Origin of the sequence: Corynebacterium aquilae DSM 44791, assembly GCF_001941445.1 — a bacterium.
Taxonomy (GTDB): domain Bacteria; phylum Actinomycetota; class Actinomycetes; order Mycobacteriales; family Mycobacteriaceae; genus Corynebacterium; species Corynebacterium aquilae.
In genome coordinates, this window is the sequence record NZ_CP009245.1 from 1209188 (window position 1) to 1235569 (window position 26382).

Below are 26382 nucleotides of genomic sequence, written 5' to 3' on the forward strand. Positions count from 1 at the left end.
CCCCGAGTGCAAAGCCTTGAAATGATTGGGCCTTGTGAAAGCTACACAAAAAAGGGGCGCGCACAGATCACGAGGATCTCTGCGCGCCCACCTGCAGGTGGTTGGCCAACTAATCGAAACGCGTCACGCCGAAGTTCGTTTCGGAGACCCGATTAAGCAGGTAAGACACCGGGCCGAAAACCTCTGAGAGGTAGGAGCTGATCCGGGCTGCGACGGTGCGATCATCGTCGATGAGGCGGCAGTCCATCATTTTGTCCTCGACGGCGTGCATCAGTTTCACTTCCTGATTCACCGTCAGGTTCAGCCCCTGGGAAGGAAAGCCCTCGCGGTGCATAAAATCCCTAAAGGATCGCAGATTACGCGGCGCGCCAGCATAGGTTTTTGCTACGTCCTGGCAGGTGGACGCCTGGGTGGAGTTGACTAACTCCTCCAGCTGGGATGCGCTCACCGAGGCGCGCACCACCACCGGGGTCGCCGGCGGCTCATCGGCCCTAGTGGCGGGGTTGATGGTTACGGGGATCGTCGCCAGGCAGACGACGAGAAGCGCAGACATGCGACGCATGGCGACCTCCTAGAAAATAATCGACGTGCCACCGACACGACCCTTTTTGCACACGCCGCGCAACGGTTGTGCGCTTTAGGCAGCATCAAGGTCAGATGTGGTGGGCGAAAATGGGGCAATCGCGGTTAGGGAAAATGAAAAGTTCCCCAAAGCTACGGCTTGATAGTACCCCAGTGGTGTGGTGTTTGAGCCAAAAAGTAACCGGGGGCATAAACAAAGATCCCTGCAGGCCAGGACACACATCGGTCGACTATGTGGGGTCAGTGCGAACTGCTGTGGCTGGTGGGGCACATGGGGCGGCGGCTGTGTGGGAAACCTCCATTTTTGGGCTTCCCACACAGCCGCCGCGACGTGGTGAAAGGAACTATCGTCCCTCAAACACGTACCACTGCGCGCTCATCGCGGGGATGTGCAGGGTCAACGAGTTGTCGTAACCATCGTGCGGGAAGGAAATAGCTTCCACCGTCTCCGGTAGCGCATTGTTGGCGCCCGCGAATTCGCCGGAATCGGAGTTGAGCACCAGACGCCACTGGCCCGGTTCTGCCACGCCCAGGGTGTATTCCGGCTGGCTGGTGCCACCGAAGTTAAAGACACACAGCACTTTTTCGCCCTGGGTGCCGTAGCGGGTGAACGCCAAGATGTTGTTGTTGGCATCGTCGGCCTTATTCCACCCGAAGCCGTGTCCGCTGAAGTCCTGGGTGTACAACGCCGGCAGGGCCTTGTACTGGCCGTTGAGGCTGCGCACCAGCTCCATCACGCCGCGGTGGTATTCGCCTTCCCACCCGTCCTGATCGTGCCAGTCCAGGCTGCGGGCTTCGCTCCACTCGGCGCGCTGCGCGAAGTCCTGGCCCTGGAACAGCAGTTGTTTGCCGGGGTGGGCCCACATGTAGGCCAGCAGCATGCGCACACCGGCGGCCTTGTTCCACACATCACCCGGCATGCGGGTAAACAGGGTGCCTTTGCCGTGCACCACCTCGTCGTGAGAAATCGGCAGCACAAACTTCTCGCTGAAGGCGTAGACCAGGGAGAAGGTGATTTCGTTGTGGTGGTAGCGGCGGTTGACCGGGTCCTCGGAGAAGTATTCGAGGGTGTCGTTCATCCAGCCCATGTTCCACTTCATGGAAAAACCCAGCCCGCCGTGCTCAGTAGAGGCGGTCACGCCCGGCCAGGAGGTGGATTCCTCCGCGATGGTCAGCACACCCGGGTGGGCGCGGTGCACGGTGGCGTTGACTTCCTGCAGGAACTGCACGGCCTCCAAGTGCTCGCGGCCACCGTACTGGTTGGGAGCCCACTGGCCGTCTTCGCGGGAGTAATCCAGGTACAGCATGGATGCGACCGCGTCGACGCGCAGACCATCGATGTGGAACTCCTCCGCCCAGTACAGGGCGTTGGCGACGAGGAAGTTACGCACCTCCGGGCGGCCAAAGTCGAACACGTAGGTGCCCCAGTCCTGTTGCTCACCGCGGCGCGGGTCCGGGTGCTCGTAGAGGGGGCGGCCATCGTAGCGGCCCAGTGCGAAATCATCCTTGGGGAAGTGGGCGGGCACCCAGTCGACGATGACGCCGATGCCGCGCTGGTGGAAGCTATCGATGAGGAAGCGCAAATCATCCGGGGAACCCCACCGGGAGGTCGGGGCGTAATAGCCGGAGACCTGGTAGCCCCAGGAGCCACCGAAGGGGTGCTCGGCGACGGGCAGGAACTCCACGTGGGTGTAGCCCATATCGGCCACATAGTCGACCAGGGTGGACGCCAACTGGCGATAGTCCTGGCCCTGGTTCCAGGAACCCAGGTGCACCTCGTAGACGCTCATCGGTTCCACATCATGGTTTGTGGTGCGGCGCTTTTCCAGCCACTGCTCATCGCCCCAGCTGTAGTCGGAGGCGGCCACCACGCTGCCGGTGGCCGGCGCCGTTTCGGCGAGCTTAGCCAACGGGTCAGCCTTGTCGCGGCGGTAGCCTTCCTGGGTGTAAATGGCGAACTTGTAGACCGCGCCGGGCTGCACGCCGGGTAGGAACACCTCCCACACGCCACAGCTGCCAAGCGAGCGCATGGGGAACTGGGCGCCATTCCACCCGTTGAAGTCGCCGACCACGGCGACACCGACCGCGTTGGGGGCCCACACCGCAAACGCGGTGCCGGAGACCTCACCGATGGCGGTGGTGTAGGTTTTCACGTTCGCGCCCAGCACCTCCCACAGGCGTTCGTGCCGGCCCTCGGAGATGAGATAAATGTCAGTCTCGCCGACGGTGGGCAGGAAGTAGTAGGGGTCGGCCTGGGTGGCGGTGAAACCGCCCGGCCAGGTCACCTCCAGCCGGTAGTCGCAGGCCTCGGTGCGATCCAGGTGCGCGCCGAAGAAGTCATCACCCAACGCATTAAGCTCCACGCGGCTGCCGTCCTGCAAGACCGCGGCCACGGACTCGGCCCCCATCTGGCGGGTGCGCAGCACACTGCCACCATCGACGGCGTGCCAGCCGAGAACCGCGTGCGGATCGTGGTGGGTGCAGGCCCGCAGTCGCTGCCGATCGTGGTCGGGGAGCTGTGCGTAGTTGGGCTGGGTCATAACGTGTCCTTTTGTCAGGGCCATTCAAGTCATTCGCGTTGCGACAACGCGGACTACATGCCTGGTCACAACAACACCGCGCAAAGCGGCATTTTCTCTCCGGGGACGCCACGTACAAGCGCCAGGGTGGGCATGCAGTTGTACCCTTACGACGCTACCCCCATGAGGCCCTTTAGGTGTGGGAAGTTCAGCGGAAAACCGCTGTCATTTCCCCGCCCCAGTTCACAGGCTTGTAGGACATGCGCTGTGACCAATGCCATGCATTCCCCCGCTACTACCCCCACCACCAACCGAGGTGTTGTGCACCGCGCAACACTCGAACCTGGGGTGGGTGCAGAACGCGAGAACCCGCGCCATCCATGTCGCGGAAGGCGCGGGTCGAAAAAACGGGGGAGGAGACAAGCAGGAGTGATGCGGCTTTAGGCGCGGTACTCGCTGACTTCACGCCACGCCAACTGCTCCCGGCGCGAGGCGTCCACATCGGGCAGCTTGAAGATGTGGGCGACGTTGTTCCAGGGCTCTAGGCGAATGTAGTTCGCCCCGGTGAAGGTGTAGCCGGCGCCGGTAATCAGATCGGTGACCTCGAAGTGGTCGTATCCGCCCAATCCCACGGCGTGCAGGTCAAGGTGGAGGGTGCCTTCCTGGGCGTTGTAGGGATCGAGGTTGACGACGACGAGAACGCTGTTGCCGGTTAGGGCATCCACCTTGGAGTAGGCGATCAGGTTGTCGTTGTCGATGTGGTGGAAGTGCAGCTGGCGGAGCTGCTGCAGGGCGGGTTGGCTGCGGCGAATCTCGTTGAGCGTGGTGATAAACGGCTCTAGTGAGTTGCCTTCGGCCAGGGCGCGTTCGAAGTCGCGGGGTTTGAGTTCGTACTTCTCCGAATCCAGGTATTCTTCGCTGCCGGGGGCGACGGCTTCGTGTTCGAATAGTTCGTAGCCGGAGTACACGCCCCATAGCGGTGACATGGTGGCGGCCAGGGCTGCGCGCAGCGCGAACATGCCGCGGCCGCCGTGCTGCAGGGTGGCGTGCAAAATGTCGGGGGTGTTGACGAAGAGGTTGGGGCGGGATACGTCCGCCATGGCAGAGATTTCGCGGGCGAATTGCTCCAGCTCCCACTTGGAGACCTGCCAGGTGAAGTAGGTGTAGTTCTGGGAGAACCCGGCCTTAGCCAAACCGTAGAGGCGTGGGCGGCGCGTGAATGCTTCCGCCAGGAAGATCACTTCTGGGTGGTCGCGGTGCACCTTGGCGATTAGCCACTGCCAGAAATCGGCCGGCTTGGTGTGCGGGTTATCTACTCGGAAGGTGGTTACACCGCGGGTGACCCAGAACAGTACGACGCGCAGGATCTCGTTGTAGATGCCTTTTGGATCGTTGTCGAAGTTCAGCGGGTAGATGTCCTGGTACTTCTTTGGCGGGTTTTCCGCGTAGGCGATGGTGCCGTCGGGCAGCACGGTGAACCATTCGGGGTGGGCTTTTGCCCAGGGGTGATCGGGGGCGCATTGCAGTGCCAGGTCGAGGGCGATTTCTACCCCCAACTCCTGGGCGCGTGCGAGCATCGCGTCAAAATCTTCCAGGGTGCCCAGCTCGGGGTGCACCGCATCGTGGCCGCCGGCGACCGAACCGATCGCCCAGGGGGAGCCCACGTCCGTTGGCTCCGGGGTCAGGGTGTTGTTGCGGCCCTTGCGGTTGATCTCACCGATGGGGTGAATCGGCGGGAAGTACACCGTGTCAAAGCCCATCCGGGCAGCACGCTCAATTTCCGTCACGGCGGTAGCAAAGGTGCCGTGCACCGGGTTGCCCTCCGCATCCCATCCGCCGGTGGAGCGCGGGAAGAACTCGTACCACGAGTTCACCAGCGCCTCCCGGCGCTCCACCTGCACCTCATAGGTGTCGGAGGCGGTCACCAGCTCGCGCAGCGGGTGCAGCGTCAACAACGCCAGCACCTCCCGCGACAAGCCCGGGGCCACCCGGGCCCGCAAATCGCCCTTGCCGCGCAGCGATGCGGCAACATCCAACAACAACTTGCGGTTTTCCCGCGCCACCTGGGCCGCGGCCTTTTCAAACAGGCGGGCACCGTGCTCCAAATCGTTGGCCAGCTCCGCCTCGCCCTGACCGGCCTCAATCTTCGCGGTCACCGCGTGACGCCAGGTTGCCATCGGATCCGACCAGGCTTCGATGGTGACTTCCCAGGTGCCGGGAACGTCAGCCACCATGATGGCGTTGACGTGATCCGGGTCGTGCGGGCTGCGCTGCATCGGAATATGCAGCGCGTCCTTGCCAGCCACCTCAGAGCCATCGGGCCCCTTGACCACCGCGGTGGCGTTCATCGCGTCATGGCCCTCACGCCAAATAACAGCAAAAAGGGGAATCACCTCACCAACGACTGCCTTAGCGGGAACCGCCCCGCCGGAGACCTGGGGGCGAACATCATCAATTCCGAGGCGACCAACCATGGTTATCTTTTCGTCTTCTCTGTGAGTCGTAGGGGGCGGAAACAACACCGCCGGGCACCAAGTGCGCGGCCACAACACTTCCGCACGTTGTCCTCCTACAACCCTAGCTGGCAACCCACCCCCGCGACCACGAATCCGCACACCCACACCCCAACCCCACATACCCCCGCCACCCACCAGCACCACCCCGGCAAGTGTCACTGCCCACACGGCGAAACAAAATAAGACAAGATAGTCACCGTGAGCGAAAACTTGAGCCAGCGAAACGTACTACAATCCACCCCCGCAACCGCCCCCGTTGACGAGGCGGACCTGGTGGTCAACTTCCGCGACGTCACCTTCGTCCGCGACGGAAAAACCCTGCTTGGGCCCGTCACCTGGCAGGTCGAACTCGACGAACGATGGGTCATCATGGGCCCCAACGGGGCCGGCAAAACCACGCTCATCCGACTCGCCGGCGCCGAAGAATTCCCCTCCGGTGGCGTCGCAAAAATCATGGACGAAACCGTCGGCAAAACCGACATGCGCGACCTGCGCACCATGATCGGCATGAGCTCCGCCGCGCTGGCACACCGCATCCCCGACCACGAAGTCGTCGCCGACCTGGTCATCTCCGCCGGCTACGCCATCCTCGGTCGCTGGCGCGAAGAATACGACGGCATCGACTTCGACCAAGCGCTAGACACCCTCGAAAAAGTCGGCGCACTCCACCTCCGCGACCGCACCTGGGGCACCCTAAGCGAAGGCGAACGCAAACGCGTCCTCGTCGCCCGGGCACTGATGACCAACCCCGAACTACTCCTGCTCGACGAACCCGCCGCCGGCCTCGACCTTGGCGGACGCGAAGACCTCGTCGGCCACCTCGGAGAACTCGCCATGGACCCCGACGCGCCCGCCACCGTCATGATCACCCACCACGTCGAAGAAATCCCCGCAGGCTTCACCCACGCCATGCTCCTCGACGAAGGCACCGTCGTCGCCCAAGGCCTCATCGACGACGTCCTGACCAGCGACAACCTCACCCGCGCCTTCCACCAGCCCATCGAACTGACAGAAATCGACGGCCGCTACTTCGCCCGCCGCGGCACCGGCGGCACCAAACACCGCCGCTAACCCACCCAGAAGCCCCACCCAGTAGCCCCACCCAGACCCCAGCCGGCCCCTACACAAACCCCACCTAAAACCACACCTAAAACCACACCTAGCCCCTAGCTAGACCCCCAAAACCACCCCAGACCCCCAAGCACACGTAGTAGAAAAGAAGAAACACCACCCCGCACCGCACCCACCCCGCACGTGCGACCACACCAGCCACAAGGAGGTGACGAAAGCACATGGAAGGCCACCAAGGACGAAAACTCTCCGCCACCGTCCTCCTCGTCCGCGACAGCGACAACGGCATCGAAGTCTACGCCCAAGAACGCACCCACACCATGCCCTCTTTCCCCTCCACCACCGTCTTCCCCGGCGGGGGAGTAGACGCCCGCGACTTCGACATCTCCCGCCCCCACCTGTGGGCCGGACCCGACTCCCGCCACTTCTCCCAACTCCTCGGCGTCGACCGCGCCAAAGCCCGCGCACTCACCTTCGCCGCCGTCCGCGAAGTCTTCGAAGAAGCCGGCCTCCTCCTCGCCGTCGACACCACCGGCACCGTCCTCAAAGACGCCACCAGCTACCACCACCAACGACTGGCCATGGAAGCCCACATGCTGCCCCTGCACCAGTTCCTCGACAACGAACACCTCCGCATCGACTCCTCCCTCCTCACCCCCTTCGCCCACTGGATCGGCCCACCCAACCTCCCCATCGAAAGACAATTCGACACCTTCAGCTTCCTGGCACACTGCCCCGAAGGACAAGAACCCGACGACATCCACACCCGCGAAACCACCTCCGCCGGCTGGTTCCAACCCCACCTCCTGCTCGAAGGCTTCAAAGCCGGACTCCTCCACCTCGTCCTCCCCACCTGGTCCCAACTCCAACGCCTCGCCGCCGCCAGCACCGTCGCCGACCTGTTCGCCAACCCACCCGCATACCCCCTCGTCGTCGAAACCGAAGCCCAACCCGACGACCCCCGCTACCGCGAATACTTTGCCATCCGCGCCACCAGACCCCCACGCCGCTTCTAACAAAGCACCAACAGGCCCACCAGACCCCCACGCCGCTTCTAACTAAGCACCAACAGGCCCACCGGAACCCCACCGGCACACCCCCACACCGCATGAGCTACACCACCGCCGAAGTCAGCTTCCTCGTCGACAACGCCAACACCATCGACGCCATCGCCCCCACCATCTCCCTGGCCAAAAAAGACGCCATCCACACCGCCAGCACCCTCAAACAGCACTTCGGTGACCACGCCCGCGCCGTCCACGAACTCCTCACCGCCCGCGCCAGCGCCCACCACCACAACAAACTGCCCTCACACTGGCTCATGTGCACCGACAGCTCCCAACAAGCCACCCCCATGGCCGTCGCTGCACTCCGCGCCCACCGCATCCACACCACCATGGGCACAGGCACCACAGCCCACGACGTCACCTGCTCCATCGGCACCGAAATCGCCGCCCTCACCCACGCCGGAATCCCCACCATCGGCAGCGACCTCGACCCGGCACGCATCGCCATGGCGCACTACAACCTCAACCACACCCCCCAGCAAACACCCCACCAGGCACCCCACCAACTCGCCATCGCCGACGCCCTCACCACCACCAGCACCGCCGACATCATCATCGCCGACCCCGCCCGCCGCAACGGCGGACGCCGCATCACCAGCCCCACCGACCTCATCCCACCCCTCCCCGAACTCATCAACCGCCACCACAACCGGGCACTCGCCATCAAATGCGCCCCCGGACTCGACTTCAACGACTGGGAAGGCCTCGTCAGCATCACCAGCGTCGACGGTGGCGTCAAAGAAGCCTGCCTCTACACCCCACACCTCAGCGACAACCTCACCCGCGAAGCCAACATCATCAAACCCTGGGGACAAGACACCTTCACCGACCGTGACCCAGACGACTGCGGCGTGAGCGCGCCGGGACGCTACCTCATCGACCCCGATGGGGCAGTAGTGCGCGCCGGACTGGTGCGCGCCTTCGCCCACCGCTACGGCCTGAGCCAACTCGACGAACGCATCGCCTACCTGACCGGGCAAGAAATCCCCGCCGGCTACTCGGGCTTTGAAATCCTCGACGTGGCCAATCCCAAAAAGGTCAAAGCAGCACTTGCAGCTCACAACATCGGCTCGGTGGAAATTCTGCTGCGCGGCATCGACGGTGATCCCGATGAGCTGCGCAAAAAATACAAGCCCAAGGGTAAAAACCCAGGTGCGGTGGTGCTCACCCGCATCGGCTCCCAGGGAGTTGCGTTGATTTGTGGCCCCAGACAGCATCGTGAACGCACCTCGGCGTAGTCGCGGACAAGATCCCGACCGAGGATCTGCGGCTTGTATACAGGCCCTCGGCAGCCACCATCGGGCAAAATAGGCTAGGCTAACTCCGGAAAACGCATGGTCTTCTACAAGCGCTGATTGCTAGCATGGAAGACTTGAGCCTCGCCTGCGCGCCAACAGCCGTCAAAGCTTGATCCGCGCAGGCAGACAAATAAAAGACAAAACTTGTAGGAAGTGAGAGACGAATGCCCACCATCGTGGTGTGCGTCAAGCACGTCCCCGACACCTGGTCGGAACGCACCCTGAACCCCGATTTCACCCTCCACCGCGAGGGCGTAGACGAGGTCATCGACGAGATCAACGAGTACGCCGTCGAGCAGGCACTGCAGCTCAAGGAAGCCAACCCCGACTACCGGGTCGTGGCCCTCACCATGGGCACCCCGCGTGCTGAAGAAGCACTCCGCAAGGCACTGGCAATGGGCTGCGATGACGCAGCCATCCTCACCGACGACGCGCTCGCCGGCTCCGACGTGCTCGGCACCTCCTGGGCGCTCAACAGCGCGATTAACGCCCTCGGCGAAGACGTCGCACTGGTGGTCACCGGCAACGCCTCCTCCGACGGATCCATGGGGGCTGTGCCCGGCATCCTGGCCGAATACCGTGCTGTGCCCGCGCTGACCAACCTCACCAAGGTCGCCATCGAGGGCACCACCATCACCGGCACCCGCGAAGACACCCACGGCGAATACGAGCTGTCCGCCCAGCTGCCCGCCGTGGTCTCCGTGACTGAAAAGTCCGGCAAGCCGCGCTTCCCCAACTTCAAAGGCATCATGGCCGCCAAGAAGAAGGAGATCCGCACCTTGAGCCTCGCCGAGACCGGCGCCACCGCCGAGCAGGTCGGGCTCGCGCACGCCGCAACTGCCGTGCGCAGCGCCGACACCCGACCCGAGCGCACCCAAGGCACCATCACCCGTGGCGCCAGCGCCCCCACCGAACTCGTCGACTTCCTCGCCGAGCGCGGCCTGATCTAACCCGCCGGATCGCTACCTTTTCACGGCAGCGACCACAGCAGTACACACGATCTCCACGCCCACCCCTCTAGTGGGCTGCACAGACATAAGGAAACCCACCACCATGGTTTACGTTCTCGTGGAACACGCCGGCGGCTCGCTCGACGCAGTCACCGGTGAACTGATCACCGCGGCCCGCCCCCTGGGCGCCGTCACCGCCGTGGTCGTCGGAACCCCCGGCACCGCCAACCAGCTGGCTGAACAGCTGCGCACCCTCGGCGCCGACACCATCGTCGCCGCCGAAGCCGACCACGTCGCCCAGCGCCTGATCATCCCCGCCACGGACGCCTTGAGCATCCTGGCGGCCGCCAACCCCGCCCCGATCCTCATCGCGCACGGCCCCAGCGGTAACGAAATTGCCGGCAGGCTCGCCGCCCGCCTGGCCAGTGGCGTGCTGTGCGACGTCGTCGCCATCAACCCGGATCTCACCGCCACCCAATCCATCTTCGGCGACACCATCACCATCGGCGCAGCCGTCGGCGGGGCAAGCCCCATCTTCACCCTGCGCCCCGGCGCGGTCGACGCTGAGCCGCAGGCCGCCCCCGGCACCCTGGTTGAGCAGCCCCTGCCGGAAGCGACCACCAAGGACGTCACCGTTACCGGTTTCACCCCGGCAGTCAAGGGCGATCGCCCCGAACTGACCCAGGCCAAGGTGGTTGTTGCTGGTGGTCGCGGTGTCGGCGATGAGGGCTTCGCCACCTATGTGGAGCCCCTGGCGGATGCGCTGGGCGGTGCTGTGGGCGCTACCCGCGATGCGGTGGATGCCGGCGCCTATGACGGTGCTGCACAGATCGGCCAGACCGGTGTGACTGTGTCCCCGGATCTTTACATTGGCCTGGGTATTTCCGGCGCTATCCAGCACAAGTCCGGTATGCAGACCTCCGGCACCATTGTGGCGATCAATAACGATGAGGACGCGCACCTGTTTGAGATCGCTGATTTCGGTATCGTTGGCGATGTTGAAAAGGTCGTTCCTGAAGTCATTGAGCTGATTAAGGCGCGACGCGGCTAAGCCAGGTCTTCTAGCGCGCACTGTTCTCCTGTCGTGGTTTAGCGATGCGAGAATGGTGCGCGTTTGTGTGTACTCCCACCCAATGAGCATTGGGTGTTTTTCGAATTTTTTACCTTTAAGGTTTTCATGCCATCTGCGGACAATCGCATTTATCTCGACCATGCCGCCACCACCCCGATGCGGCAGGTCGCCATCGACGCTTTTGTTGAGCATGCGCACCTGTTGAACCCGGGCGGGCAATACGCCTCTGGTCGGGCTGCCCGGCGGGTGTTGGAGACTGCTCGCGAAACCGTGGCGCAGCTGTTGGGGTGCGAACCCATCGAGGTGATTTTTTGCGCCTCTGGTACGGAAGCTGACAATTTGGCCATGACCGGTCTGGCCCGGGCAGGGCTGGCCGCCGGACGTGACACCATCGTGAGTTCCGGGTTGGAGCATCCGGCGGTTGCGAAAACCGTTGAGGATCTCACCGGCCGGGGCATGCGTTCCCATGCGCTTGATGTAGTCGGCGCTGTCGCCGATGTCGCCGGCTTTGCTTCCAGTGAGCGCGACCGGGATTTTGCGACACTGCGGCATACCGCGGTGGCCACCTTGCAGTGGGCAAACAACGAAACCGGGGCGAAACAACCCGTCGGTGAGCTCATCCAGCTGGCCGCCGACTGCGGGCAAGCTACCGGGATCACCGTGCCCGTCCACGTCGACGCGGTGCAGGCGGTTGGCCACGAGCACGTCAATTTCCACCAGCTTGGCTGCACCACCCTGGCTGCCAGTGGCCACAAGTTTGGCGGTCCGCGCGCCATGGGGTTGCTGCTGGCTCGCCGCAGCCCGGCACCCCAACCGGTGCTGTTGGGCGGGGGACAGGAGCGCGGGATCCGTCCCGGCACCGTCAACGTTGCAGGCGCTGCGGCGCTGGCGGCGGCGCTGACCGAAGCTCGCCAGGATATTGATGCCGAAAACCAGCGACTGAGTGCCCTGCGTGGCCGGCTGATTGCCGCCATCCAAGCAGATATTCCGGACGTTGTCGTGCACACCCCAGAAAATGCGCTTGCCGGCCACGTTCATGTCAGCATTCCCGGCGCGGAAGGCGATAGCCTGATCATGCTGCTTGATATGGCTGGCTTTGAGGCTTCTACTGGATCTGCTTGTGCAAGTGGTGTTAATCGGGCCTCCGAGGTTTTGCTCTCGATGGGGGTGCCCACCGACATTGCCCGAGGTGCCATCCGTTTCACCCTTGGGCGTACCACCTGTGCAGACGACGTCGAGGCTCTCATCCGGGCGTTGCCCGGTATTGCTGCGCAAGCCCGCAGCGCCGGAATGGCTTAAAGTCCACCGTGGCTTCCAAGCGAGACCTAGGTGGCACCAGTGGGCATGCGCGCGGTAGTCTGGCCGCTGCCCAGTAACCACCAGGCAACACACAATCAGGGAAAGAGATGGTGAATTCGTGCGCGTCATCGCCGCAATGAGCGGGGGAGTGGATTCCTCAGTCGCCGCAGCTCGACTGGTCGAGCAAGGCCACGATGTGGTTGGCGTCCACCTGGCGTTGTCCCGGGATCCGCAATCCGTGCGTGAATCCGCCCGGGGCTGCTGTTCCCTGGAGGATTCTGCTGACGCGCGTCGCGTCTGCGATCACCTCGGGATCCCGTTTTATGTGTGGGATTTTTCTGATCGCTTTGCCGAAGAAGTTATCGACGACTTCGTCACCTCTTATGAGCGCGGTGAAACCCCCAACCCCTGCCTGCGCTGTAACGAAAAAATCAAGTTCCGCGCCTTGCTTCAGCGGGCTCGTTCTCTCGGGTTCGATGCTGTCGCCACGGGTCACTACGCTCGTATTTCCCACGATGACAATGGGACGGCCACCCTCAAGCGCGCCATTGACCCCAATAAGGATCAGTCTTATGTGCTTGGGGTGCTCACCCAAGACGAACTTGATCATTGTCTTTTCCCCGTGGGGGATACCCACAAGCCGCAGATCCGCAAGGAGGCCGCAGCCCACGGCTTTTCCGTGGCCAGCAAGCCGGACTCCTACGACATCTGTTTCATTCCCGACGGCAATACCCAAGCTTTTCTCGGCAAGCGGATCGGCATGCGTCCTGGCATGATCGTCGACCAAGACGGCAAGGATCTTCGCCCCCACGACGGTGTTTACGGCTATACCATTGGCCAGCGCAAAGGCCTTGACATCAAGCAGCCTGCCGAAGATGGCAAGCCCCGCTATGTCACCGGCATTGACGCGCAGACCGCCACCGTCACAGTCGGCAGTCGTGAAGATCTTAAAATCGGCACGATCTACGCTGACCGGTTGAAAAAACTTCACCCCGATTTCGACGGCACGGTGGAGGCGATCATCCAAGTCCGCGCCCACGGGGGCATTGTCGATGCCACCGTGCACATTGACCTGGACGCCGACAGCCTGCGCTGCGAGTTGAAAACCCCTCTCGAGGGAGTAGCCCCCGGGCAGGCCGTCGTGGTGTATCTGCCCGATGAGGACGGCGACATCGTCATGGGATCCGGCACCATCACCGCAACTGCCCCCATGGCCCACAATGGCTGAAGGCCCAAGCACCACCGCTAGCGCTGCGGTTCGGCGCTCCCGCGCGGCAAACTTCGGCCCGCTTCCCGGGCACGATTTTGCGATCGCCACGGACATCATTGCCGGAGAACTCACTCACCGCACTCTGCCGTATCTTCCGGAGGCAGAAAACGGTCGCGGCGCGCGTCATGCCGACAGTGCCACTGCTGGCGCGCACAGCCTGGTCGCGCGCACCGCGGCCATGCTCGAGGGATTTGGGGTGCAACCAGGTCCCCGCGGACTCGTCCTGACCGCCGGCACCACCCGTTTTAGCGAGCGCATCCAACGGGCACTTGCGCGCCAGCTCGACGAGGTTTTTGCTAGCTGGGGCGCCACGAGCGAGCACATCCTGGTGCCGCTGCTCGGGCCAGCGACCCTGTCTTATCAACTGGAAATGCCCAACGGTTATCCCGCCATCACCGATGCTGGGGCGCGAAGGGATATCGGTGCTGCGTTGGTGGAATTGTCGGGGCGTATCGTCGGAGAGATTCAGCGACGCTGCGCTGCCTCGACTAGCGTGCTCATTGTTGATCCGGCTGCGGTGGCCGCAGTGCAGGGAACGCTGCCGGGGGTTACTGATTTTGACACCATAGCTGCGTTGGGGGCTGATGGGATGGCCAGTGCTTGGCAGAGAATGCACCAGGCTGCGGCCGCTGCGAGCTGCTCGGATGCACAGGGGCTAAGTGGGGCGATTGTGACTGGGGTGGCAGACCCTGTGGGGTGGGAGTTGGCGTTGCGCAGCGGGGTGCGTGGCCTGTGGGTTTCCCGGGACGCGATCAACGATTCACGCAGCCTTGACACCATCGCTGCGGTCGCCGATGCGGGGCTGCGGGTCGGCGTGGGAATCATCGAGGACGGCGATTATATCGATGAAGACCAAGCTATTCCTCGGCAGCGGGCCATTGAGGTGGCGAAGCTGGTCGACGACATGCAGTTGGGCCGCGAGTGGTTATCGACGTCGGTGGACGTCTTACCTAACAAACCTTTGTCTTCAGGCCAGGCGGTTGCGGCTTCGAAGCAGTTGGCATGTGCCCGGCGAACAGCGGAGATGCTGGTGCGGGACGCCGGCGATTTGTGACCTGATTTCAAGCCCCAGCGCCCACCTGGTGTGGTGTTCGCTGGGGCTGGTTTTTTTAGCGCGGGGCGAATTGTTGGGCGAAGGAGGCGATCGCGCCGAGCAGGCTGAGGATGGTGGCGATGGCCCCCAAGATGGTGATGAGGTTGCCGCTTGAACCAGGGATGGTCGTGCCGCCGGTGATGGGGGCGGGGCGCACGATTTTCGGGGTGCCTTCGCGCAGTCCGGTCACGCTTTCACCCTGGCCGCCGATGGTTTTGGGCGCCCGGTACATCCAAACCACCTGTTTGCCGGTGTCGGGTGTTTCCGGCAGGACGATGTCTTGTTGCCGCGATGCGAGGCCGGCGAAGCGTTTACCTTTGTAGGTTTTGCCGTCGCGTCCGAACACTTCGACGGCGCCGAAGCCGTAGTAGGTGTTTCTGGGGTCGATCATTTGGATGAGGTGCCCGGTGTTGTGGGCCCATCGTCCACCGTTGGCGTTGAGTGCTTTGAGTTCACCTTTGCCCCACCCGATGGTGATGGCGCTGTGGAGGTCGTTGTGCCCTGCGGCTAGGGATTCTCCGTAGTGGATGGGGGTGCCGAAGTGGGCGGTGGTGTAGCTCGAGCCATCTGGTCGGACGTGGTCGTAATGTGCGGAGGCTTCGAAGGCGCGTTGGATGGCGATGCGGTTGAGTGCTTCGCTGGTGTGCACGTCGAGGTATTGCTCCAGGGTGGTGATGCCGGCTGCGGCGGCGGCATCTCGCAGGCGGGTGCCGGCGGGGTAATGATCGTAGGCGTTGCCCTGGAATTTGGGGTTGGCTTGCCACATGGTGCGCCGCAGTTCTTTCAGGGAAGCCAGTCCGATGGTGTTGGCTTCGGCGGGGTTGTATTCGACGGCTTCGCCGACCATGTTGTGGGTGCCGACGTTGAGTTCGATGCCCGTGGTGGGGGAGGGATCTGCGGCGGCGATGTGGGTGGGCAGGAGCAGGGAGGTGGTGAGCAGGGCGGCAATAAGGCCTGTGCGCTTCATGGAGGTGTCCTTGGGGCGTGGGGGACTGTGAGTGGGGAGGTGGTGTGAAAAAGTCGGTTCCGAGCGGAGATTCTAGCCAGTAGCACCTGGGCTATAGGCGTGATTGGTGAAGAACTTATATGCCCCGGCACCCACGGAATGCATAGGAGCTGCATGGCACAGGTGTTTGTGCTCATGCAGCGCCTTTTAAGTGCGGGGTGAAATAGCCGCGGTGTTGTTTAGGTGTTGGCGGAGCGCATCGGCCAGGAGGTGGAGACGTCGGAGGCGTCGCGGTCGCGGCTTTCCAAATACTTTTTCAGGCTGGTTTGGGAGTCGTGATGCCACACCGCTTGTTTTTCCATCAATTCTTCGCCGCTGAGTCCTTGGAGTTTGTCGGCGAATTTTTTGTTCAGCACCCATGCAACCCGGGCTGCGGCAAGCGCGTCGGCGGTGGCTTCGTGGGCGTTGTCGAGGGTGATGTTGTAGTTTTCGCACACGGCCCCCAGGGTGCGTTTGCCTTTGCGGTAGGGGTCCATGGCTTTGTCGACGACGTAGGGGTCAAAGACGGTGCCGTCGACGGTGAAGTCCTCAAAAAGCTGCCCGAGCACGGTCAGGTCGTAGGCGGCGTTGTACACCACCAGGCTGACGCCTTCGGACCAGGCTTGGCGGATTGCGTCCACCGTTTTTTGCAGGACTTCCTCGTGGGGCCGGCCGTGTTCGCGCGCGTATTCGGTGGTGATGCCGTGAACCTCGGATGCTTCCTGGGGGATCTCGACGCCGGGATCCGCGAGCAGTTCCTCTTTTTTCACCTCGCGTCCCTTAATGCGCACCAAAGCGGAGGTCACGATGCGGGCCTCAAGGGGATTCGCGGAGGTGGTTTCCAGGTCGAAGGAGAGCATATTGGTGGGGTCGAAAGGCAACATGTGTTTAACACTAGGCGAGTAGGTTGGGGCGCGGGAAGCCTTTGGTGTCGATGGGGGAGAACGAGCCACGCACCTTATAGCTCGCGGCGAGGTTGTGGCGCGGTCGCATCCACGGCAGGCAACCGGCACCCGGCGCCTGCTGACAACGCGTGCTGCTGGGGGGATGTGCGGCCGTGCGGCTACACTTAGCGGCTGTGTCGAATCAAAGCGTGACCCCCGAAAACCCCCAGCCGGCCGACAACGAAGTGCGCCGCCGGTGGGAGCAGCTGGCCGCCGAAGTCTCAGAACACCGCGAGCGGTACTACAACTCCACTCCGACGATTCCAGATGCGGACTTTGACGCGCTGTTCCAGCAATTGCTGCGCTTGGAGGCCGAATATCCGGAACTGGCGGTACCTGATTCACCGACGATGCGGGTCGGTGCGGCCCCGACGGAGTCAAGCTTTGAAAACGTCGAACACTTGGAACGCATGCTGTCGCTGGACAACGTCTTCGACGAAGCAGAACTGCGGGACTGGTTGGCACGGACGCCGGCGGAAGCCTACCTCACCGAGCTGAAAATCGATGGCCTGTCACTGGACATCATCTATCGAAACGGTCGCCTTGAGCGCGCAGCCACCCGCGGCGACGGCCGCGTCGGCGAAGACGTCACCGTCAACGCGCTCCGCATCGGCGGTATCCCCAAGAGCTTGGACGACTCCGAAGTCGAAGTGCCGGCGGTCCTCGAAATCCGCGGCGAAGTATTTATCGCCCTGGAGGATTTCGCCGCGGTCAATGAAGACCGCATCGCCCAAACCCGCACCAGTCGCAACCCTCAAGGGCGCCCCTTCGCCAATCCCCGCAACGCGGCCGCCGGCTCCCTGCGCCAAAAAGACGCCGACGCGGTCGAACGCCGCAAACTCCAATTCATCGCCCACGGGGTGGGCTACGCGGAAGGCTTCGACCCGAAAACCCTCCACGAAGCCTACGAAGCTTTGGCGAAATGGGGACTACCCGTCAGCCCCCACACCAAACGCGTCACCACCGCGGATGCGGTGGTCAAACAAATGAAGCACTGGGCCAAGCACCGCCACGACCCCACCCACGAAATGGACGGCCTGGTCGTCAAAGTCGACGACCGCAGCGCACAGCGCGCCCTGGGCGCGACCAGCCGCGCCCCCCGGTGGGCAATCGCCTACAAATACCCGCCGGAAGAAGTCACCACCGAACTCAAAGACATCGAATGCGGAGTCGGCCGCACCGGTCGCGTCACCCCCTTCGCCATATTGGAACCCGTCTTCGTCGCAGGATCCACCGTATCCATGGCAACCCTGCACAACCAATACGAAGTCACACGCAAAGGCGTACTCATCGGCGACCACGTGGTGGTCCGCAAAGCCGGAGACGTGATCCCCGAAATCCTCGGCCCAGTCGTCGAACGCCGCACCGGGCAGGAACGCGCCTTCGAGTTCCCCGAAAAATGCCCCTCCTGCGGCACCACCCTGGTGCAACAAAAAGATGACGACAAAGACTGGCGCTGCCCCAACCATAAATCCTGCCCCGAACAACTCATCTCCCGACTGACCTACCTGGCAAGCCGCGCCGTCTTCGACATCGAAGCCCTCGGTGAAGACTCCATCCGCCTGCTGGTCGACCGCGGCATCATCACCAACGAAGCACACATCTTCGCCCTCACAGAAGACGACCTGCTAGCCACCGCACCCACCGGCCCCTACCCGGAACAAACCCGCTTTGAAGCAGGACAGCTGCCGCCCTACCGCGAACTCGATGCAGTAGCCACCAGCCCCTTCGTCAAAGAGACCAAAACCTCCTCCTCCCGACGAAACCGCAAAAACTACGCCGGCCAGCCCCGCGAATACGAACTCGGCGCCAACGGCACAAAACTGCTGAAAAACCTGCAGGCCCTCACCGATGGTTCGCGCGAGGTTGAACTGTGGCGCGTGCTCGTCGCACTATCCATCCGCCACGTCGGCCCCACCGCCGCCCGCGCACTCGCCGCCCGCTTCCACAGCCTGGACGCGCTCACACAAGCACCCCAAGCTGAACTCGCCGCCACCGACGGCGTCGGCGACATCATCGCAGAAAGCTTCCTCGACTGGTTCACCGTCGACTGGCACCGCACAATCGTCGACACCTGGCGCGCCGCCGGACTACCCATGGAAGACGAAGTCAGCGACCTACCACCACAAACCCTCGAAGGGCTCACCATCGTCGTCACCGGCTCCCTCGACAACTTCACCCGCGACGGCGCCAAAGAAGCCATCCTCAGCCGCGGCGGCAAAGCCAGCGGCTCAGTATCCAAAAAAACCCACTTCGTCGTCGTCGGCGAAAACGCCGGCTCCAAAGAAACCAAAGCCCGCGACCTCGGACTGACCATCCTCGACGAAAACGGCTTCATCACCCTCCTCGAACACGGCCCCAGCGCACTGACCACAGAGGCCGAATAAACAACACAACGCGGCCAAGTGCTGCCAGGGGCGCGCCGGGCGTGTGTGAGGACACATGCCCGGCTTTTGTCATGCTGGTGAGCGAACAAACACCCCTTTTTCAACAAATTTCAACAAAAAGGTGCGTTTTCAATAAGTTTTCAGTAAGGTGAGGGGTGACAGCGAAACATCGCCACCGGCGCACGTTTTTCGCACCAGGAAAACCACCAGTTTTCCACCAGGACACAAACCACCACCAGGAGACGTACCGACATGTGCAACATCCACGACAACCACGACCACACCCACGGCGAGGGCTGCGGCCACGTTGCCATCCCCCACGGTGACCACGTCGACTACCTGCACGACGGCCACCTCCACCACGCCCACGACGGCCACTGGGACGACTGCGGCCACACCGATTGCGCCACCACCGAGCACGCAATCCACGAGGCACACGAGCACACCCACGGTGAAGGCTGCGGCCACGTCGCCATCCCCCACGGCGACCACGTCGACTACCTGCACGACGGCCACCTCCACCACGCCCACGAGGGCCACTGGGACGAGTGCCGCGACGCCTGCGCCTAACCCACACGCATAAAAAACCTCCTTGCCAGACCACAATCACTGTGGCGGCAAGGAGGTTTTTTCAAACCGGGGAGAGCCTAGCCCAAAATCGCGCCCACAATATCACCCAAATTGCCCAGGTGCTCCACCTCGGAGGCCAAAAAGTCCGGGCCACCCGGGCGGCCAACCACCAGGACAATGCCCGTGGAACCGATCGGGGTAGCGGCCAACGCAGCATCCAACAGCGCCCACGACTCCGGAATCCACGTCTCAGTCTCCGGATCCAGCACGCGAGCAGACTCCACGCCACGAATCTGCGGATTGGAACTATCGTCCTCCGGGGCAGCACCGCTAGCGGCGACGCGGGTCGCAGCCTTGGAGACATCCAAAGCAATCGCCCAACCGGCCGTCATTGACTGCGGCAAGGCGTTGACGAGTTCTTCCATCGCCCGGGCAGTGTTGCGACGATTCGCGGCCACCAGCGCCAGCACATTAATCTGCCCCCGGCGATCCACCGTCCCGCTAAAGGGGCGAATAGAATCAACCTGCACACCCTCGATCGACTCCGCCGCCGAAATCAAAGAATCCGGCAAACAATGGGGCGGCAAGGTGACCACGATGTCATCCATAGCGGTGCCAGCGTCCGGCCCAGACTCAAACACGTGAACCACGTCCACAGACTGGATATTGCCCTCAACAGAACCCAATGCGTCGGCCAACTTGCCGAGGCTTCCGGGAGTGTCAGGCAACACGACGCGGAGCAAATATGACATAGGAAAACTACAACCTTTCCGCTACCTCTTCGACGAAATAATGCACAAGAAAACGATGTGGCCTGCGAAAATCGCACCCAATAAATAAGCCGATTCTTGTGTATGAAGTGGTAGCGGAGCCATTGTACGTGGAAAAGCGCGCTCCCGGGACAAAACCCACAGCACCCTCAAGCTGCACACCCACTACGGGGCGCCAACAACAGACTCGCCAAAATCAGGCGCCACGTACCCGCGCAGCACAGGAAAGCACACCAGCCCCACCACAACCCTTCGGCACGACCAACCCTGGAGGCGAGCCTCGGCAGGGGACAGGCCGGTTTCGGCGCGGAGATCACCTAATGCGACCTCGCCGGGTGAAGGTGCGATAAACTTTGGAAAACCACAAGGCTCCCGGGCACCAAACTCCACCAGCGGTGGCACAGCACGGTGCCCAAAAGCCCCTGAATACATTCGACAGGTTAGGAAGTCCACTTACAGTGTCTGAGATTTCGCGCGACGAGGTCGCACACCTCGCTACTCTCGCCCGCCTCGCCCTGAGCGAGGAAGAGCTGGAGACTTTCGCCAGCCAGATCGACGGGATTATCGACAACGTGTCGGCGGTTCGCAGCGTGGATGCCGACGGCGTCGAGCCCATGAGCCACCCCCACTCCATCCGCACCACCATGCGCGCCGATGAAGTAGAGGAAACGCTGACCGCCGAGCAAGCCCTCGACCAGGCCCCCGCAGCCCAAGATGGCCGCTTCGAAGTACCGCAGATCCTGGGAGAGAGCTAAACCACCATGTCGAACAACAACTTCCTGGTAGACAACTCCAGCAACGAGCTCACCCGCAAAACCGCGGCGGAACTCGCAGCAGCCATCCACTCCGGCGAGGTCTCCTCCCGCGAAGTCACCCAGGCCCACCTGGACCGCATCGCAGAGGTTGACGACACCATCCACGCCTTCCTGCACGTCGGCGCCGACGAGGCACTGGCTACAGCGGACGCCGTCGACAAGTCCATCGCCGCCGGCGACAAGCCCGCCTCCGCGCTGGCTGGCGTCCCGTTGGCGCTCAAGGACGTGTTCACCACCACCGACGCGCCGACCACCTGTGCATCCAAGATGCTCGAGGGCTACATGTCGCCCTACGACGCCACCGTGACCGCCAAGATTCGCGCCGCTGGTATCCCGATTCTGGGCAAGACCAACATGGACGAGTTCGCCATGGGCTCCTCCACCGAAAACTCCGCCTACGGCCCCACCCACAACCCCTGGGACATCGAGCGCACCGCCGGCGGTTCCGGTGGCGGTTCTTCCGCAGCCCTGGCCTCCGGCGAAGCCCCGCTGGCCATCGGCACCGACACCGGTGGATCCATCCGCCAGCCCGCCGCACTAACCAACACCGTCGGCGTCAAGCCCACCTACGGCACCGTCTCCCGCTACGGCCTGGTCGCCTGTGCATCCTCCCTGGACCAGGGTGGCCCGACCGCACGCACCGTGCTGGACACCGCGCTGCTGCACGAGGTCATCGCCGGTCACGACCGCTTCGACGCCACCAGCGTTGATCGTCCTGTTGCTCCCGTCGTCGCAGCTGCCCGCGAAGGCGCAAACGGCGACCTGAAGGGCGTCAAAGTTGGTGTCGTTAAGCAGTTCGACCGTGAGGGCTACCAGCCCGGCGTGCTCGAGCAGTTCCACGCCGCCGTCGAACAGCTCACCGCCCAAGGTGCCGAGGTCGTTGAGGTCGATTGCCCCCACTTCGACGACGCACTTGCCGCGTATTACCTGATTCTCCCCTGCGAAGTGTCCTCCAACCTCGCTCGCTTCGACGGCATGCGCTACGGCATGCGCGTCGGCGACGACGGCACCCGCTCCGCCGAAGAAGTCATGGCATTGACCCGTGCCGAAGGCTTCGGCCCTGAGGTCAAGCGCCGCATCATCCTGGGCACCTACGCGCTGTCCGTCGGCTACTACGACGCCTACTACCTTCAGGCACAGCGCGTCCGAACCTTGATCGCCCAGGACTTCGCCAAGGCCTACGAAAAGTGCGATGTGCTCGTCTCCCCGACGACGCCCACCACCGCCTTCAAGCTGGGCGAAAAGGTCTCCGATCCGCTGGCAATGTACAACTTCGACTTGTGCACCCTGCCGCTGAACCTCGCCGGCCTGTGCGGCATGTCCGTGCCCGCAGGACTAGCCAGCGACACCGGCCTCCCGGTCGGCCTGCAAATCATGGCCCCCGCCTTCGCCGATGATCGCCTCTACCGCGTCGGCGCAGCCTTCGAAGCCGGTCGCCGCTAAACGCGAACGCAAACCCACATGAAGCCTCCTCGGATCACCGGGGAGGCTTCACTCATGTACGCAAAGTATAAACCAAACCCTAAAAGCACCACTGCAGCACAGCAGCGACGCTACACTGCGCACAACTCCACCGAACAAGGAAAGGGTTGACACATGCGCAACACCACCATCCACAAACGTGCAGGACTAGCCATTGCCTGTGCCCTAGGCATGAGCATCACCGGAAGTGCAGCAGCCACCGCACAACAAGCCCACGACCTTGTCACGCCAGATTTCATGCGTGGATCCACCATCGCCCAGGTCGCCGCGACCGGCAGCTGTGAGCAACTCCGGCAAGCCGCCGATCAAGCCAACGTCCACACAGAAGCAGAACTGCGAACCGTGGTGCGGGAATTCAACTACCGCAATGCCTTCCACAACCCCTTCGGCCCCCGCATCCCCAACCCCCTCGAAAGGCTCGGCTTCGTCTGGGTCGAAAACAGCTGGGCACAACGCAACGTCGCCTGCGGGGCCGTCACCCCGGATCCCCTCTCTATCGGGATCACCCTCGGCGGAATCTTCACCTCATCCTAACCGGACACAAAACCCCTGTGGCACCCACAACGGGGACGCCACAGGGGTCTTCATGCAGCAAAAATGCTTGCCAAAAATTAGTCGTTGATGTCGTTGAGCACGCAGGCCGCACCAGAAGCAACAGTGGTCACAGCCAACACGGCCGGCCACGCACCAATCTTCTTAGCCAACGGGTGCGACAAGCCAAAGGCACCAATGTAGGTGCCCAACAAACCAATAGCGGGAACCGGGCCAGACTTCTTCCACCACGAACGGGTTGCATAGCCGCCAGCCAACGCCAACACCACACCACCCAAGGGGCGAATACCGGTCTCACGGGCAGTCAGCCAACCACCGATCAACCCGGTGACAACCAAGGAGGCAGTGCTGACATCTTCAGCTTTCTTCAACTTCATATCCATAGCCACCAGCCTACCGCCGAACGCAGTTTTACTCCCCGGAAAAAGACAGCCCTCCTAACCGCCCCGGGGATCCGCCCACGACATCGGCACTAACCATGACAACAATCACGCCCAGCGCACATCTTTATCGGCTGTGTACTGCACAGACAGGTGCGCCAAACCCGCCATCGCCGCGCTAATGAAACCAACTGGGTATGGTGGGGCAACATGACAGCCGTAACAGTCCTGCAGAAAACCTCCGTCGACGCGCCCTTCACCCAAGCGGTCATCAACCGCCGCGAACTGCGCGACGACGACATCTTTATCGACATCCAAGCCGCCGGAATCTGCCACAGCGACATTCACACCATCCGCAACGAATGGGGCGAGGCCCACTTCCCGCTGACCGTCGGCCACGAAATCGCCGGCATCGTCACCCAGGTCGGAGACAAGGTCACCAAATACCGCGTCGGCGACCGAGTAGGGGTTGGCTGCCTGGTGAATTCCTGCCGTGAATGTCAACCCTGCCGCGAGGACGAGGAACAAAACTGTGAACGCCACAAAGTTGGCACCTACAACTCCCGCGACATCGACGACACCATCACCCAAGGTGGCTACGCCACCGGCATCGTCGTGCCTGAGCACTTCGCCTGCCGCATCCCCGACTCCTTGAGCTTCGAACACGCCGCACCACTGCTGTGCGCCGGCATTACCACCTATCAGCCACTGAAACGCTGGGTGAAAGCAGGGGACAAGGTAGCTGTCCTGGGCTTGGGCGGACTCGGCCACATGGGCGTGCAAATCGCAGCCGCCCTCGGCGCGGATGTCACCGTGTTGTCCCGCACCACCGCCAAAGCAGACCTGGCACAAGAACTCGGCGCGCGCCAACTTCTAGCCACCAGCGAAGAAGACTTCTTTGACCGCCACCGTGGCGAATTCGACGTCATCCTCAACACAATCTCCGCCGATATCGACGTCGACCGCTACCTTTCCCTGCTGACCCGTCACGGTGTCATGGCCGTTGTGGGCCTGCCCCCAGAAGCACAACCTTTGCACTTCGGCGCATTGATCGGTGGGGCCAAGGTGCTCACCGGATCCAACATCGGCGGCATCAAACAAACCCAAGAAATGCTCGACTTCTGCGCCGAGCACGGCATCTACGCGCGCACCGAACTGATCAACCCCGACCAAGTCGACGAGACCTACGACCGGGTTGTTGCCGGTGACGTCCACTTCCGCGCCGTCATTGACACCACCAAGCTGCCCCGACCGGAATAACCACACCCGCGACCTGACCTTTCAGGCTGCAAACAGACAATGGCGAAAACGCCCAGGGCGTCGCTATCCGGCTCGGCGTTAAGAAAGCAAAGGGTCTAGTATGGCGCGGTGACGAAAAATCCTGCACCGGAAACTCCAGACCTTAAAGATGCATGGCGCGCACTGATCGCGCTGTGCATCGGCTTTTTCATGATCCTGCTGGATCAAACCATCGTGGCCGTGGCAACCCCAGATTTCCAGCGGGAACTGGGGGCGGACTTATCTCAGGTGGTGTGGGTGACCAGTATCTACCTGCTGACCTTCGCAGTGCCGCTGTTGGTGACGGGGCGCCTGGGCGATCGCTTCGGGCAGCGCCGCGTTTATATGGCCGGCATGGCTTTGTTCACGCTGAGTTCGCTCGCGTGCGGCATCGCCCCAAACATTGAAACCCTCATCATTGCCCGCGCGGTACAAGGGTTTGGTGCCTCGCTGCTCACCCCCCAAACCATGGCCGTGATCAACCGCATCTTTCCCCGTAACAAGCGCGGCGCGGCGATGGGTGTGTGGGGCGCAGTTGCCGGCCTTGCGACTCTAGCCGGCCCGCTTTTGGGTGGCGTCATTGTCGCCCATATCGGCTGGCAATGGATCTTTTTCATCAACGTCCCCATCGGAGTACTGTCCCTGATCCTGGTCTACAAGTGGGTTCCGCACCTCGACACCATGGCCCGAAAACTGGACTTCTTCAGCGTGGTGTTGTCCATCCTGGGCGTGTTTGCGATTGTGTTTTCCGTGCAGGAAGGCCCGAACTTGGGATGGCCGTTGTGGCTGTTCGGGGTGCTCGCAGTGGGAATCGTGCTCATCGCCGTGTTCCTGCGCTTGCAAGCGCGTGCCACCGCGCGTGGAACCGAAGCCCTGCTTCCTCTTGAGGTCTTCCACAACCATAATTTCTCCATGGGTGCTTTCAGTATCGCGATGATGGGCTTCGCGGTCGCCGGAACCATGCTGCCCATCATGCTGTTCTTGCAGGACTCCGCCGGGCTGGGTGCTGAAAAAGCCGGGCTGATGCTCGCGCCAATGGCACTGATCTCTGGCGGTCTGGCCCCCATGGTGGGCAGGCTCTCGGACGTCAAACACCCGCGTACTTTGTCGATGATTGGTTTCGGCATGATGACCGGCGCCATGGTCGCGTTGGTCATCGTCATGCGTGACGGGGTGCCCTACCTGTTCATGCTGATCCCGATCATCATGATGGGTTTCGGCAACGCCTTTGTGTGGTCGCCGAATTCTGCAACCAGCATGCGAGACGTGCCCATGCACATTGTGGGTGCGGCTTCCGGCGTGTACAACACCTCCCGACAGGTCGGTTCCGTGGTCGGCTCGGCAGCAATCGGTGCAGCAATGCAAGTTGGTGTTCGCCACACTTCCTACGGCACCGCCATGGGTTTGTCCATGATTTTGCCTGCTCTGGCTCTCCTCCTCGGCTTGATTGCAGTGAGTCGCTTTACCGAACGGGCATAAACG

The 26382-nt window shown here is 62.6% G+C and carries 22 protein-coding genes; 15 read left to right on the forward strand and 7 right to left on the reverse strand.

The window, feature by feature from the left end:
- Window positions 1–109: 109 nt before the first annotated feature.
- The 3 genes from CAQU_RS05125 to CAQU_RS05135 all read right to left on the reverse strand — a co-directional run bounded on the left by CAQU_RS05125 (window position 110) and on the right by CAQU_RS05135 (window position 5575).
- Window positions 110–562, reverse strand: coding sequence for a hypothetical protein (locus CAQU_RS05125; protein WP_075725820.1), 453 nt, complete (start codon window positions 560–562; stop codon window positions 110–112).
- A 364-nt stretch (window positions 563–926) separates the two neighbouring features.
- Complete coding sequence (gene glgB, locus CAQU_RS05130; RefSeq protein WP_075725822.1) at window positions 927–3122, reverse strand: 1,4-alpha-glucan branching protein GlgB; 2196 nt, start codon at window positions 3120–3122, stop codon at window positions 927–929.
- A gap of 419 nt (window positions 3123–3541) precedes the next feature.
- The gene (locus CAQU_RS05135) at window positions 3542–5575 is read right to left on the reverse strand and encodes an alpha-1,4-glucan--maltose-1-phosphate maltosyltransferase (protein WP_075725824.1); all 2034 of its coding nucleotides are present in this window, start codon (window positions 5573–5575) and stop codon (window positions 3542–3544) included.
- Window positions 5576–5827: 252 nt separating this feature from the next.
- Here CAQU_RS05135 and CAQU_RS05140 point away from each other — a divergent pair, with 252 nt between their 5' ends.
- From CAQU_RS05140 to CAQU_RS05175, 8 genes are all read left to right on the forward strand, one after another.
- On the forward strand, window positions 5828–6688 hold the full coding sequence (locus tag CAQU_RS05140; RefSeq protein ID WP_075728404.1) for an ABC transporter ATP-binding protein: 861 nt from the start codon (window positions 5828–5830) through the stop codon (window positions 6686–6688).
- A 221-nt stretch (window positions 6689–6909) separates the two neighbouring features.
- Window positions 6910–7704, forward strand: coding sequence for an NUDIX hydrolase (locus CAQU_RS05145; protein ID WP_075725826.1), 795 nt, complete (start codon window positions 6910–6912; stop codon window positions 7702–7704).
- 92 nt (window positions 7705–7796) lie between these two features.
- The gene (locus CAQU_RS05150; RefSeq protein ID WP_075725828.1) at window positions 7797–8993 is read left to right on the forward strand and encodes a class I SAM-dependent methyltransferase; all 1197 of its coding nucleotides are present in this window, start codon (window positions 7797–7799) and stop codon (window positions 8991–8993) included.
- A 224-nt stretch (window positions 8994–9217) separates the two neighbouring features.
- On the forward strand, window positions 9218–10003 hold the full coding sequence (locus CAQU_RS05155; RefSeq protein ID WP_075725830.1) for an electron transfer flavoprotein subunit beta/FixA family protein: 786 nt from the start codon (window positions 9218–9220) through the stop codon (window positions 10001–10003).
- 103 nt (window positions 10004–10106) lie between these two features.
- A complete protein-coding gene (locus CAQU_RS05160) occupies window positions 10107–11054 on the forward strand; it encodes an electron transfer flavoprotein subunit alpha/FixB family protein (RefSeq protein ID WP_075725832.1) in 948 nt (315 codons plus the stop codon).
- Window positions 11055–11180: 126 nt separating this feature from the next.
- The gene (locus tag CAQU_RS05165) at window positions 11181–12374 is read left to right on the forward strand and encodes a cysteine desulfurase family protein (protein ID WP_075728406.1); all 1194 of its coding nucleotides are present in this window, start codon (window positions 11181–11183) and stop codon (window positions 12372–12374) included.
- Window positions 12375–12468: 94 nt separating this feature from the next.
- A complete protein-coding gene (gene mnmA, locus CAQU_RS05170; protein WP_281248019.1) occupies window positions 12469–13602 on the forward strand; it encodes a tRNA 2-thiouridine(34) synthase MnmA in 1134 nt (377 codons plus the stop codon).
- The gene (locus CAQU_RS05175) at window positions 13595–14698 is read left to right on the forward strand and encodes a hypothetical protein (protein ID WP_075725836.1); all 1104 of its coding nucleotides are present in this window, start codon (window positions 13595–13597) and stop codon (window positions 14696–14698) included. Before mnmA ends, CAQU_RS05175 begins: the two co-directional genes overlap by 8 nt.
- Window positions 14699–14753: 55 nt before the next feature.
- Here CAQU_RS05175 and CAQU_RS05180 read toward each other — a convergent pair whose 3' ends face one another.
- Together CAQU_RS05180 and CAQU_RS05185 are read right to left on the reverse strand one after the other, a co-directional pair.
- Window positions 14754–15704, reverse strand: a complete 951-nt coding sequence (locus tag CAQU_RS05180; protein WP_075725838.1) for a CAP domain-containing protein — start codon at window positions 15702–15704, stop codon at window positions 14754–14756.
- 218 nt (window positions 15705–15922) lie between these two features.
- Window positions 15923–16606, reverse strand: coding sequence for a 3'-5' exonuclease (locus CAQU_RS05185; protein WP_211276135.1), 684 nt, complete (start codon window positions 16604–16606; stop codon window positions 15923–15925).
- Between the two features lie 194 nt (window positions 16607–16800).
- Between CAQU_RS05185 and ligA the strand changes: the two genes are divergently transcribed.
- Both ligA and CAQU_RS05195 read left to right on the forward strand, forming a co-directional pair.
- Window positions 16801–19053, forward strand: a complete 2253-nt coding sequence (ligA, locus tag CAQU_RS05190) for an NAD-dependent DNA ligase LigA (protein ID WP_169836027.1) — start codon at window positions 16801–16803, stop codon at window positions 19051–19053.
- A 252-nt stretch (window positions 19054–19305) separates the two neighbouring features.
- Complete coding sequence (locus CAQU_RS05195) at window positions 19306–19623, forward strand: hypothetical protein (RefSeq protein ID WP_075725843.1); 318 nt, start codon at window positions 19306–19308, stop codon at window positions 19621–19623.
- Between the two features lie 77 nt (window positions 19624–19700).
- Here the strand turns inward: CAQU_RS05195 and CAQU_RS05200 are convergent, their stop codons facing one another.
- Window positions 19701–20375, reverse strand: a complete 675-nt coding sequence (locus CAQU_RS05200; RefSeq protein WP_075725845.1) for an ACT domain-containing protein — start codon at window positions 20373–20375, stop codon at window positions 19701–19703.
- A 476-nt stretch (window positions 20376–20851) separates the two neighbouring features.
- On the opposite strand from CAQU_RS05200, the gene gatC reads away from it, so the two are divergent.
- From gatC to CAQU_RS05215, 3 genes are all read left to right on the forward strand, one after another.
- Entirely contained in the window at window positions 20852–21148 is a 297-nt protein-coding gene (gatC, locus tag CAQU_RS05205; protein ID WP_075725847.1) for an Asp-tRNA(Asn)/Glu-tRNA(Gln) amidotransferase subunit GatC, read from the forward strand.
- A 6-nt stretch (window positions 21149–21154) separates the two neighbouring features.
- The gene (gene gatA / locus CAQU_RS05210) at window positions 21155–22651 is read left to right on the forward strand and encodes an Asp-tRNA(Asn)/Glu-tRNA(Gln) amidotransferase subunit GatA (RefSeq protein WP_075725848.1); all 1497 of its coding nucleotides are present in this window, start codon (window positions 21155–21157) and stop codon (window positions 22649–22651) included.
- A 153-nt stretch (window positions 22652–22804) separates the two neighbouring features.
- Entirely contained in the window at window positions 22805–23224 is a 420-nt protein-coding gene (locus CAQU_RS05215; RefSeq protein WP_075725850.1) for a hypothetical protein, read from the forward strand.
- Between the two features lie 77 nt (window positions 23225–23301).
- On the opposite strand, the gene CAQU_RS05220 is transcribed toward CAQU_RS05215, so the two are convergent.
- Window positions 23302–23625 (reverse strand): hypothetical protein, encoded by a 324-nt coding sequence (locus CAQU_RS05220; RefSeq protein WP_075725852.1) that lies wholly within the window; start codon window positions 23623–23625, stop codon window positions 23302–23304.
- Between the two features lie 207 nt (window positions 23626–23832).
- Between CAQU_RS05220 and CAQU_RS05225 the strand changes: the two genes are divergently transcribed.
- Together CAQU_RS05225 and CAQU_RS05230 are read left to right on the forward strand one after the other, a co-directional pair.
- Window positions 23833–24882, forward strand: a complete 1050-nt coding sequence (locus CAQU_RS05225; protein WP_075725854.1) for an NAD(P)-dependent alcohol dehydrogenase — start codon at window positions 23833–23835, stop codon at window positions 24880–24882.
- Between the two features lie 108 nt (window positions 24883–24990).
- Window positions 24991–26379, forward strand: coding sequence for a DHA2 family efflux MFS transporter permease subunit (locus CAQU_RS05230; RefSeq protein ID WP_075725856.1), 1389 nt, complete (start codon window positions 24991–24993; stop codon window positions 26377–26379).
- Window positions 26380–26382: the final 3 nt, after the last annotated feature.